At 68.9% G+C, this 11,661-nt stretch carries 10 protein-coding genes; 3 read left to right on the forward strand and 7 right to left on the reverse strand.

What is annotated here, in order from left to right:
• The first annotated feature begins 1 nt into the window (after position 1).
• Entirely contained in the window at positions 2 to 1,411 is a 1,410-nt protein-coding gene (locus tag D0T12_RS05355) for a glycosyltransferase (protein ID WP_199487311.1), read from the forward strand.
• 4 nt (positions 1,412 to 1,415) lie between these two features.
• Positions 1,416 to 1,997: a hypothetical protein gene (locus tag D0T12_RS05360; protein WP_117398188.1), complete on the forward strand. Its 582-nt coding sequence runs from the start codon at positions 1,416 to 1,418 to the stop codon at positions 1,995 to 1,997.
• 204 nt (positions 1,998 to 2,201) lie between these two features.
• On the opposite strand, the gene D0T12_RS34765 is transcribed toward D0T12_RS05360, so the two are convergent.
• The 7 genes from D0T12_RS34765 to D0T12_RS05385 all read right to left on the reverse strand — a co-directional run bounded on the left by D0T12_RS34765 (position 2,202) and on the right by D0T12_RS05385 (position 11,079).
• Positions 2,202 to 2,750: a hypothetical protein gene (locus tag D0T12_RS34765; RefSeq protein ID WP_147339399.1), complete on the reverse strand. Its 549-nt coding sequence runs from the start codon at positions 2,748 to 2,750 to the stop codon at positions 2,202 to 2,204.
• A 22-nt stretch (positions 2,751 to 2,772) separates the two neighbouring features.
• Positions 2,773 to 3,372, reverse strand: a complete 600-nt coding sequence (locus D0T12_RS34770; protein ID WP_147339400.1) for a matrixin family metalloprotease — start codon at positions 3,370 to 3,372, stop codon at positions 2,773 to 2,775.
• 358 nt (positions 3,373 to 3,730) lie between these two features.
• Positions 3,731 to 4,345 (reverse strand): acyltransferase, encoded by a 615-nt coding sequence (locus tag D0T12_RS05365; RefSeq protein WP_117398190.1) that lies wholly within the window; start codon positions 4,343 to 4,345, stop codon positions 3,731 to 3,733.
• 56 nt (positions 4,346 to 4,401) lie between these two features.
• Positions 4,402 to 6,366 carry a glycosyltransferase family 2 protein gene (locus tag D0T12_RS05370; protein ID WP_117398191.1) on the reverse strand — a complete coding sequence of 655 codons (1,965 nt, stop codon included), beginning with the start codon at positions 6,364 to 6,366 and terminating at the stop codon, positions 4,402 to 4,404.
• A gap of 58 nt (positions 6,367 to 6,424) precedes the next feature.
• The gene (locus D0T12_RS05375; protein ID WP_117398193.1) at positions 6,425 to 8,221 is read right to left on the reverse strand and encodes a CDP-glycerol glycerophosphotransferase family protein; all 1,797 of its coding nucleotides are present in this window, start codon (positions 8,219 to 8,221) and stop codon (positions 6,425 to 6,427) included.
• A gap of 109 nt (positions 8,222 to 8,330) precedes the next feature.
• Positions 8,331 to 9,749, reverse strand: a complete 1,419-nt coding sequence (locus tag D0T12_RS05380; protein ID WP_117398195.1) for a bifunctional cytidylyltransferase/SDR family oxidoreductase — start codon at positions 9,747 to 9,749, stop codon at positions 8,331 to 8,333.
• Positions 9,750 to 9,990: 241 nt separating this feature from the next.
• Positions 9,991 to 11,079 (reverse strand): acyltransferase family protein, encoded by a 1,089-nt coding sequence (locus D0T12_RS05385; RefSeq protein WP_117398197.1) that lies wholly within the window; start codon positions 11,077 to 11,079, stop codon positions 9,991 to 9,993.
• 147 nt (positions 11,080 to 11,226) lie between these two features.
• Here D0T12_RS05385 and D0T12_RS05390 point away from each other — a divergent pair, with 147 nt between their 5' ends.
• Entirely contained in the window at positions 11,227 to 11,643 is a 417-nt protein-coding gene (locus D0T12_RS05390; protein ID WP_117398199.1) for a PGPGW domain-containing protein, read from the forward strand.
• Positions 11,644 to 11,661: the final 18 nt, after the last annotated feature.

An 11,661-nucleotide genomic window follows, 5' to 3' on the forward strand; every position in this document is an offset into this window, starting at 1 on the left:
CATGACTGAGCGCCGTCCGCGCCTGCTCTATCTCGCGTTCTACTTTCCGCCGTCTCGCGCCAGCGGGGTGTACCGGCCGCGGGCGACCGCCAACCGGCTGACCGAGCTGGGTTGGGACGTCACCGTCTTCGCGGCGCCGCTACCGTTCCTGTACGACTCGATCGGCTCGGTCGACGAGAAGTTGATGGAGACGATCGATCCGCGGGTCACGGTGGTGCGGCCGGAACTGAACCGGTTCGTGTGGCAGACGAACCTGCGCGACTACAGCAAGTTCAGGGGGACGTTTCCCCAGTTGGCCCAGTCGCTGTACACCTGGGGGCAGAAGCATGTCTTCCCGGAGCACTACGCGTCCTGGGCGCGCAACAGCGTCAGGCGGGCGCTGCGGATGCACGCCCGCCAGAGGTTCGACGTGGTCCTCGCGACGGGGAACCCGTTCGCTTCGTTCGGCGCGGCGTGGCTCTTCCACAAGCTGACGCGGACCCCGTACATCATCGACTACCGCGACTCCTGGACTCTCGACCAGTTCAAGGAGGAGCCGCGCTTCGAGGACGGGCATCCGGCGTGGCGCTGGGAGCGCCGGGTGCTGAAGTCCGCCGCGAACTCGCTGTACGTCAACGAGGGGCAGCGGTCCTGGCATGCCGACCGCTACCCCGAGGCGGCCGACCGCATGATGATCGTCCTGAACGGATGGGACGTCGACACGCTCCCGGCGACCGTGGAGCCGCCTCCGGCGGCCCGCGCGGAGGCGGGCGAGCACGCGCCCCGGTTCTCCTTCGTCGGGACGATCACTGGCCAACAGCCCATCGAGGAGATGGTCGAGGGGTTCACCCGGGCCCGGGAGCATTCCGACATGTCGGCCGCCCAGCTGGATCTTTACGGCTACTTCGGGTTCTTCAGGGGCTCGGACCAGGTGTTGCGCAAGCGCTTCGCCGCCGTGGACGAGGCCGAGGACGGTGGGAGCGGCGGCGAGGACGACGAGCCGACCTTCGCCTCGGGGGTGCGCTACCGCGGCCCCGTGTCCAAGACCGAGCTCGCCGGGGTCTACCGCGACTCTGACGTGCTGGTGTTCCTCAATGGCGGGGGACGCTATGTCACCTCCGGCAAGATCTTCGAGTACATGGCGGCGGCACGGCCCATCGTGTCGGTGCACGCCACCGGGTCGGCGGCCGAGGAACTCCTGCGGGACTACCCGCTGTGGTTCAATCCCGGGGGGCTCGATCTGGCGGACATCGCCGTCTCGATGGTCGAGGCGGCGAAGGCGGCGGCCGGTCTCGACGAGCGGCAGGTGGCCGAGGCCCGCGCCTACGCGGACCGCTTCGAGCGCACCGTGTCGTTGGACCCGCTCGTCGAGCGGCTGAGCGAGCTGGCCGCCCGCAGGCGTGGCGTGCGCGGTGCTCACGGTGGAAGGTGATGGGGTGAACGACGCGCGGGCCCCTCGGGTGCTGGTCCTGGCGATGGATCCGAGGCTGATGATGGACCCCAAACCGCATGTGAAGCGCAGCCGTCACCAGGCGCGGATCATCGGGTTGGCCGGTTACTTCGTGGAAGAGGAACGGGCAGAGGTCGATCTGGTGACCGCGGACTCCGGCGGCTGGGAGAGGCTGGACGAGCGAGTGCGCCTCCACCGGCTCGACAAGGCCGAGGCCAGGCACCCCTTGCCCTGGCTGGAGCGCACCATCGTGGTCAGGGTGCCGAGACTTCTCGTCCGGCCGGTGGCACGGCTCGGCCGCCTCGGCGCGGCGCTGGAGAAGGCACGGAACCGGGGCTCCCAGGCCGTTCACCGGCGCGTGTTCGTGCCCTTCTACCGGCACGTCCGGCCGCTTCTGCTGTCCCGTATCGGGTGGCGACGCGCCCTCCGCGACGTCGACATGACGCAGGTCGCCCGAGTCGTGGTGATGGACCGGACGTCGGTGCCGCTCGGCCGCCGGCTGGCCCGCCGCCACCCGGACCTCATCGTGACGACACGGCAAGACCGGAGCCTCCACTCCAACCCCTGACCGCCCCGTCCCATATCAACCACCGCACTTTTGGTCCGGTGTGTCCCGACTCATGGGTGACGTACGCCCTTACCTGTCAGCTTAACCGGGGGCCGGCATCTCCCGCACTCGACCAAACCGGCGCCCAACCACTTGGCGCCCAACTTCGTTGTCTGGCGCCAAGTGGTTGGGCAATGGGGCATACTGTCGATGTATTCCGATACGCTATGCTCGCGAGAGCTTATTCATCTCGGTTGCGGCGATCCGTTTCGGAAGTGCGGGTTCCCCTGCGCCCGCAAATGTGTATCCCCCTGTCCCGTCCTTTTTGAAGATGCCTTGAGAGCCGGTGATGATGTAGCGTCCCGTATTATCTCCCGGCGTCAGGTGGAAGGGCTTCACGTAGAGCAAGTACTCCTGTCCGTGCTGGAGGATCTGTGAAGTATCGTGGAGCGCCATTCCGGCCTGTCCTATCTGAAGGACAGAGATGTTCTTCGCTGGGAGACTTCCCCAGAGTTTGCTACTCACCCGGACTGAAGTTGTCGTTGCGGGAATCTGGTTGATTTTCTGGACCGTTGAGGCTCCGGCTGTACCGCGGATGATCGCGGTGCTGTCACCTCTCAACTCGGCTAAGGAATTGTAGTCCTTGACGCGGCTGGCATGGAGGGTGGATGTGGCTTTTTCATGACCGGAGTTCGTTGCCGAGTCGACTGCCGCTGTGCCGCATCCGGACAGAAGGACGACCGAGGCACTGGCCAGGGTGATGAACTTGCGCATGGATGCTCCGCTTCGAGAGATGTCAGTAGAGGGAGTTGGCGCCGTTGATGTCGTCGCCCCGCGGCTTGCTGATCCCGCATCTCTCCCAGCGGGTGTGGGTGGTTTCGATCATGAGCGGAATGGCGCGACACTCCCTGGCCGGGTCGCCGGCATGGGCGAGGCCGAGGGCATGGCCGACCTCATGCGACATGACGCTCTTTTTCTTCTCTCCTGAGTAGTCGTCGGTCCAGTAGCGGTTCCACCACGCGACGACCGTTCGAGTCCAATGGCCATCCTTACACGAGTTGGTAGTCGGGTCATTCTGGTTGGGGTCGAGTGCTATTCCATCGAACTCTGTGTTCCCGAAGTTTCCATCCGTCACCTTGAGGTTGGCGCGGTCGTCCGACTTTCTGAAGTTGAATTGCGTCGAGGTCGAGTTCCAGTCCTCTATGGACCAGTCGGCGGGGTTGGAGTACTCGTGTCGGGTGGTGAGGTTGCTCCACCTCAGGTTGTTACCGCCACCGGCGTAGCTACAGCCCAGGAGTTTGTAGGCGTTGGCGGCCGGTGCCAGGGCGATGAACGCCCCGATGGTCAGTAACGTCGCGATGGTAGCGCTGATGAATCCGTGAACTCGACGGATCAATGGAAGTCCCTTCGCTCGTATCGGAATGCGAGGTGAGTCGATGGTGCAACAAGGCATGATCTTGACACAAGTATTGACATTGCAGGTTCATCGTGTTATGGCCTTATCTAAAAGGCGAACCTTGTGTACTTGCCTTAGGGGGAGTGCACGAGTAAGAACGGCAGTCAGGTGACTCGGCAATCCGAAGCGCAACGGAGCGACTAGTGGCCAGAAGCGGCCAATGTGGAAGGATTCTGGGGCGAGGGATCAGGAGCCTCGCATGAGAGCCGGGGTTCGCAGCGGGATCAGCGTAAGGCAGAGCGGGATCTTTCTCCCGTCAATGGGCCCGGCGCCTGCTGGAAGACAGGGCGATCGACGTTCAGCCCGCTGTCTCCGTGAGGATGGCGGCGGAACCGGTGGGAGAAAGGGTTTCGATATAGGTGCTGCCTGTCCGCGGGCATTCCCAGACGCCGTCCGGGCGCTGGGTCAGGCGGGCCCCGGCGCGGCCGACCCAGCCGATGTGGCGGGCGGGGACGCCCGCGACCAGCGCGAAGTCGGGGACGTCGCGGGTCACCACCGCGCCCGCGGCGACCATCGCCCAGCGTCCGATCCGCACGGGCGCGACGCAGACGCTGCGGGCGCCGAGGGAGGCGCCCTCGGCGACGTGCACGCCGACCGCGTCCCAGTCGCCGCCGCGCTTCAGCTTGCCGTCCGGGTCGACGGACCGCGGCTCCCGGTCGTTGGTGAGGACGACGGCGGGGCCGACGAACACGCCGTCCTCCAGCACGGCGGGCTCGTAGACGAGGGCGTGGTTCTGAAGTTTGACGTTGTCACCGATCCGCACCCCCGCGCCGACGTAGGCGCCGCGTCCCACGATGCAGCCGGTGCCGAGCCGGGCGTTCTCACGGACCTGGGCGAGGTCCCACACGGTCGTTCCGTCGCCGAGCTTCGCGGACGGGTCCACCTGAGCGCTCGGGAGGATGCGGTGCGTCATTCACTGCCTTTCCAGGGCCATGCTCCATGGGCCGCCGGTTCGCGGCGTCCCGCCCATTATCCCGATTTTTTGGACCGTCCCGGCCAAAGGCCCCGCAGCCGCCGCCTGAGCGGATCGGTGACGGAGACCGTCAGCCACTTCTCGTCCAGCCGCACGGACACGCGGCGCGGCGGCACCCGCGACACGGTCGCCGGACCCAGCGAGCCCGTCGCCTTCGGGAGCCGTACCCGGATGGGCTCTCCCACACCTTCGAGCTCGAAATGCGCCTTCCAGCGTCCGGGGCGGGCGCGAACCAGGGACAGGTCGGCCTGAAGGTGAGCCGGGTCGGCGGGCTCCAGCGCGGCGCGGATGTCCGCGCCACCGTCGCGGGGATGGCGGAGGACGAGGTTCATGGCCGGTGCGGGGCCCGATCCCAGCACGGCCGGTGCTCCGATCCGGACCCGCAGCCGGTTCTGGGGCGTCAGGCTCGCGTCCGCCTCGGGGAGGTCGGCGGCGTCGAGGTCACCGCCCAGCGCCAGGACCAGTGCCCCGCGTCCCCGTACCGGCAGGGCGCGGATGAGCCGCGCGCCGTCCGTCGGACGAGTGACGATCACGAACGGGACCCGCATGTCCTTGGGCTTGACCACCGGGATCGTCCGCTCATGGCCCGCGATGGCCACTTCCACGCGAACCGTCCAGTGGCCGTCGGGCCAGCCCTCGGAGATGGGACGGAGTTCGGCGGTGTACGTCGTGGTCATGCCCTCGTCGGTACGTTCCGACGGGTCGCGCTCGCAGGGGATCCGGTGCTGGACGCCCTCGCCGTTCTCCACGATCAGGTGGACGTCGGGGGTGCCCTCGTCGGTTTTGAGGACCACGACGGTTCCGCTGATGAGGAGGGTCTCGTCCTGCCAGGCCGGGGGAGCGAGGTTATGCTGGACGGTCGGAGGCGCCTCGATCTCGTAACAGTCGTCCGGGACGCCGACGGCGGCGTCCCGGAAGAACGGGTACTTCTGGAAGCTTCGCCCCTCCTCCAAGTGGAGGCGCGGGCTTCCGTTGTCCCGGTGGAACCGCGCGAGCGTGTCGACCTCATCGGCGAGGTTGTGCAGCACGCAGTGGGCGAGCACCCGGCACAGGGGGACGAGGTCCCGCATCAGCTCGGGCGTGAGCCAGAGTTCCAGTAGTTCACGGCAGGAGGTATAGGTGATCTTGCGTTCGTCCTCGGGGGCGTCCGGGTACAGCCGCAGCAACCGGCCGAAGACCTCCAGGTTGAAGTACCGCCTGTGCAACTGGTCGCGGACCGGGCCCGGCTCGGCGAACCGCGCGGCCTGCTCCATCGCCTCGCTGATGATCGCGTAGACGTCGGCCGCGCCGGCGCCGCCGGTCTGGGTGCTGCTCGTCCCGTCCTCGCGGGCGGACCAGTAGTAGCAGTCGTAGTCCGCGAGGATGGATATCGCTCGGGCGCGCAGGTAGGCGCCGGCGGTGAAGAGCTGGTCCTCGTGGGCCAGGACACCTTCGGTGAACCGCAGTCCGGCGTCCTCGATCAGGGAACGGCGGAAGAGCTGGAGCGCCGCCATCGACATGCGCCCGAAGAGAGTGGAGCCGGGTTCGAGGACGTGGGTGCGCTCGACCGTCTCGTCGAAGACACGGGGCACCTTCCGGCCGCCGACCCCGATCTGCTTGCCGAGGACGATGTCGGTGTCGTTGCGTCGCGCCATCGCGGTCATCCGCTCCAGCGCCTCGGGGCCGAGCCGGTCGTCGGCGTCCAGGAAGAAGACGAACTCCCCGGTCGCCACGTCCAGGCCCCGGTTGCGGGGCGCGCCCGCGCCACCCGAGTTCGCCTGGTGCAGCACCGTCAACTGCTCGTGGGCGAGCGCCAGCTCGTCCAGCAGTTCGGCGCTGCCGTCGGTCGAACCGTCGTCGACGGCGATCACTTCGATCCGCTCGGGGGGCAAGGACTGGGTGAACGCCGACTCCAGCGCCGTGGCTACCGTGTCCCGGCAGTTGTACACCGGGGTAATCACGCTGACCAGCGGTTTTGTCATGGGGGCCTCGGCAGGGTCAGGGCGGGTAACGGTGGTCCGTCGGCCACCAACCGACACCTTATGCCGGGTCGGGCACCCGCGGAGTTGGTAGCGCGTACTTCCTTGATCGTGGACCCGCTTCGGCGAGCGTGTCGACGGCCGTGGCGAACCGGGTCATCGCGTCCGGCTCCGCCGGGCCCAGCAGGTAGTCGCGGAGCTCGACGCGGTCGCCGGCGAGCGGGTCACGGCCGGGCGTCGTCGCGACCGCGAGGATGTCGGCCAGTTCGGCGCAGCCGGGGCCGAGCAGGTACGCGGCGGACGCCGACGGGAAGTCGGCGCGGAACCGCGCGTCGTCCACCCCGTGCGGGTTGGTGACCACGTACGGCTTCAGGCTCGGCATGTAGTCGGAGATCACGCTGGAGATGTCGGTGATCAGCATGTCGGACCGGTTGAAGCAGTCGTGCAGGGACGCCTCGGCCCCCGTGACGACCCGGTGCCCGCCGCCCGCCTGGTTCGCCTGCTCGATCATCGCGACGATCCGCCGGTGCGCGGCCGCGGCGGCCGCCATGCGCGTTCCGGTGTACGGGTGCGGGCGGTAGATGACGCGGAGTCCAGGGCCCTGCGCCAGCAGCGCGCCGATGATCTTCTCGCCCATCGGGAGCAGCGAGCAGTAGCTGTGGTCGCTGTCCCAGCCCTCCCAGGTCGGCGCGTACAGGACGGTCGGCACCTCGTTGCCGGTCGGCCCCTCGGTGATGCCCGCGAGCTGCGGGCGTCCGACCTCGACGATGGCCTCGTCGCGCACGCCCGCCTCGGAGTTGCGGTAGCGGTCGCGGCCCGCCGGGCCCGCGACCCACACCTCGTCGAACACCTTGCTGACCGGGTTGGAGCTGGAGTCCTTGTCGCTGTCCCCGTGCCCGACGAACACGTGCTTGATGTCCGGCTCGCGGAGCAGGTGGAGGTTCTTGCCGGTGTTGCCGGTGTACAGGGCGACCCGGACGGTGGTCCAGTCGAAGTTCATCATGTCCTCGGCCCGGGAGACGCACACGATCGGCAGCCGGGTGGGGGCGAGCGCGGCCACGACCTCCGGCGACCGGACGAGGACCATCGCCTTGCGGTCGAGGCGCTCCAGGGTCTCCAGCCACATGTTGCCCTGGTAGGCGTTCACGGCCGTGCCGGTGAAGTACAGGACGACCTCGGGCCCGTACTCGCTCACGCGGCGCTGGACGTCCCGTCCGACGCGCCTGCCGTTGAGCAGGCGGCGCATCTGCTTCAGCCTCGGCGTCTGCCAGCCGACGGAGCCCAGCATCGCGGCGGCGGCGAGCGCCAGCCCGGCGACCAGCAGCGCGGGGACGTCCACCAGCAGCCCGACGGCGCCGACCAGGACGGGAAGGGCGTCGGCGTACCCCTCGACCAGGGCGACCAGCCGGACATGCCAGGCGGGCTCGGCCTTCGGGTAGGCGGGTTCGCCCGCGCCGAGGTTGCGGGTGGCGTACGGGAGGGAGTTGCCGCGGCGCAGCACGGTCGCGCCGATCAACGTTCCGGCGCGCAGCCAGTCGAGGGCGAACAGGCCGATGGCGGCGGTCGCGACCGTCGCGTCGCCGACGCCGCCGGCCTGGGCGAACAGGAGCACGAACGCGCCCTGCCGGATCAGGAGGCGCGCGCCGGCGCCCAGCTCACCCCAGCGCAGCGGCCGGTCGGCCTCCGCGAACAGGCGGAAGACGGTCGGCTCGGCCAGGTACGTCGCGACCGCGGCGGCCAGGAACCAGCCGGGGGATCCCGCCACGGCCGCCACGATCAGCAGCACGAGCGTGACGGGCAGGGACAACACCGTGGACAGCCGCAAGGGCTTCGAGTACCGGGTGACGGGACGCCGCACGGTACACCTCCATCTGGTCAGCGCGGCCCGGGGGGGCGGCGATGAGGGGTCGGGGCATCCGCCCGCGGGGGCGACGGATGCGCGGGGGGACAGGGGACGGCGGGGGCCGTCAGCTGGTGCGGCCACCGGTGAGGGGGTCTTCGCGACGGACGTCGATGACCTGGCCGGTCAGGCCGGACAGCAGGACGTTCAGGGACGTCCGCGCGACCTGGTCGGCGCTGAGCAGGGTGTGCGGGGGCTCCTGCCCGAACGCCTGCGTGCGCATGGGGGTGCTGGTCCGCTCGGGGTTGATGCAGTTGATGCGCACCCCGTCGGCCGACCACTCGTCGGCGAGGGCCTGCGTGAGGTTCACGGTCGCGGCCTTCGCCGACGAGTACAGGCTGTACTCGGCGCGCCCGCGGGTGTAGGAGCTGGACGTGTAGAGCAGCAGGTGCCCGCCGGTCTTGGCGAGGTAGGGGAACGCGGCGCGGGCGATGTGGATGGGAGCGAGGTAGTTGACCCGCAGCGCCTCCTCGATCGCCTCCGGGTCGATGGCGTCGAGCCGCCCGATCCGCAGCACGCCCGCCGTGTTGACGACGAAGTCGATGCGGCCGGTCGCCGAGTACGCCTGCGCCAGCGCGGCGGCGACGTCGTCGGGACGCTCGGCGTGGGTGCGGGTGGCGCCGCGGCTGTAGCCGAAGACGCGGGCGCCGAACCGCTGGGCGAGGTCCGCGAGGGCGGCGCCGATGCCCTGGCTCGCGCCGAACACGACCATGGTCTTTCCGGCGAGCGCGCCGGCGTACTCGTCCTCGGTCAGGTCGGGGGCGTCGGACGAGGCGAGCTGGAACAGCTTGTCCGCGACGAACATGTCGACCGGTTCGGTGACCTTCATGTTGTGCTCGTCGCCGGGGACGACGTAGATCGGGGTGCCGGGCAGGTACCGCAGCACGACCGAGCAGTCGTCGGTGGCCTCGAAGTTCTCGTCCCGCCACGCCTTCTCGTAGGCGTCGCGGATGGTGGCGAGCCGGAAGCCCTGCGGGGTCTGCCCGCGCCGCAGGTTCGCCCGGCGCGGCACGTCCACGATGACGTCCTCGTCGACCTGGATGATCGTGTCGGCGGACGGGATGGCGACGTCGACGGCGCGGTGCTCGCGGAGCGCGGTCACGCAGTCGCGGATGATCCGCTGGGACAGCAGCGGGCGCACCGCGTCGTGGAACAGCACGTTGGTGGTCTCGGCGGGGTGGTCGGCGAGCGCGTCGAGCGCGAGCTGCGTTGTAGCGTTCCTGGACGTGCCACCGGGCAGGACGGCGGTGACCTTCGTGCAGCCGGCCTTCTTCACGCAGTCGGCGGCGTCGTTCAGGAAGCCGGGGTTCATCAGGACGAAGATCTCGTCGATGTCGGGCGACTCCTCGAAGACGCCCAGGGTGTGCTCCAGGATCGTCTTACCCGCGATCTTGAGCAACTGCTTGGGGGTGCTGAGGCCCATTCGCTGCCCGCTGCCACCCGCCAGGATGACGGCAACGGTGCGATGTCCGCCCTGCGGCGCCATGACCAATCCGACCGTCCTTTTCCGTCCAGTGACCGGATTCGGCCACCTGGTGAAATATGGTTCAGTGTCCGGTGATCCATGGGAGCGTCGGGGCCTCGGCGCAGAGCAGGGCGATGGATGCACACGGGGATGAACTGCCGACTAACTGTACCCGGTCTGCTGGGTTATGTGAGGTTTTCAGCGATCTTGCAGCTCTTCGTGATCGGCGGGTGACCGGCGCGAACGATTGGTGACCCGATGGTCACTGTTTGGTGAAAAGTGGCCTGATGTCGGGTTCTATCGCCCAGCGCGTCACCCTGCGGACCGGCCCGGTGCTCAGCAGCGTCGCGACCACGCAGCACACCACCGCGACCAGCAGCACGCCCGGGACGCCGTGCAGCCAGCCCGCCTCGTTCCACCCGGTGAACGTGAACAGTCGCGTCAGGAAGCCGTGGAGCAGGTACGTGTACAGGGTCCCGGCGCCGAGGTCGGTGTACCAGGTCCGCCGGGACGGGACGACCGCCAGGAACGCGGCGATGAGCACCACGCCCGCGAGGAGCAGCCCCATCCGCATCACCGTGCCGGTCAGCTCGCCGACGCCCATGTCGGCGTTGGAGTGCGTCCACCGGATCCACCGCGCGTCCATGCGCGGGTACGCGACGAACGCGCCGACGAACCCCGCCGTGAGCGCCACCGCGCCCACCACCCGGGCGGCGGGCCGCCGGACGATCTCCAGCATCTCCGGCCGCAGCGTCAGCCCCAGCACATAGAAAGGCATCAGCCCGAGAATTCGGTAGATGTCCAGCGTGCCGCCGAGGTCGCTCATGAACGCCAGCAGGGCGACGAGCACGGCCCCCGCCAGCGGGAATCGCGCCCGCCGCCAGATCGGGGTGAACAACCGCCAGACGAACAGGGCCAGCAGGAACCAGGTGATGTAGTACGGGTTCAGCAGCTCGATCTCGAACTTGCGGTCCCCGAACGCCCAGGCGAACAGGCCGTAGGCCGTCTGGAAGATCACGTAGGGGGCGAGCGTGGCGCCGAGGAGCCGGACGACCCGGTCGTCGGTCAGCGTGAACCGCTTCGACAGATAGCCGCTGATCATGACGAACACCGGCATGTGGAACAGGTAGAAGAAGTAGTAGGTCGCCGAGGCCAGCGGGACGTCGTCCAGGCCCGCCACGCCGTGCCCGGTCGCGACGAGCAGGATGGCCAGGAACTTGGCGTTGTCCAGGTGCGGATCGCGTCCCCGGGGGGCCGCGCCGCCCGCCGTCCGGCGCGCCTCGGGCGGGCGCTCCGGCGAGCGTCCCGCGGCGGTCTCGCCCGCGACGGACGCCTCGGGTGTCTGTGTCATCGGATGGTTCTGCTCCTGAGGAGGGGCTCCCGGAGCATACCTGACCAACCCCTCCACACTCCGCGAAACCGCCGGTCACCGGGGGTTACCGCCCGGGTGCGCCGTTGTGGATCTAGGCTGGGAGCACCACGGGACGGAGGGCCGAGGATGGGGTACCGGAGGCACGCCAAACGCGGCGTGATGCTGGTCGTCGGCGGGTTGATCCTGCTGACCGGCGTGGCGCTGCTCGTTCTGCCGGGGCCGGGGCTGCTGCTCGTCCTGGCGGGGCTCCTCATCCTCTCCCGCGAGTTCCCGACCCTGGATCGCTATGTCGAACCCGTCCGGACACGCGCCGTCCAGGCCGCGGAGGAGAGCGTGACCTCGTGGTGGCGCCTCACGGGCTCGATCCTGACCGGGCTGGCGCTGTTCGCCGCGGGCGTGGCCTGGGGCCTGGTCCCGGAACTGCCGCTGTCCGGCTGGAGCACCGGCTCCGGCCTAATCCTGTCCGGCTTCATCCTCTTCGCCCTGCTCTACTGGAGCTACCGCCGAGTCCGCGCCGCCCGCCGCGCCACCCCCACCAACTGATCGTTCCGACTGATCGTT

This window comes from Actinomadura spongiicola (assembly GCF_003432485.1).
Classification (GTDB): domain Bacteria; phylum Actinomycetota; class Actinomycetes; order Streptosporangiales; family Streptosporangiaceae; genus Spirillospora; species Spirillospora spongiicola.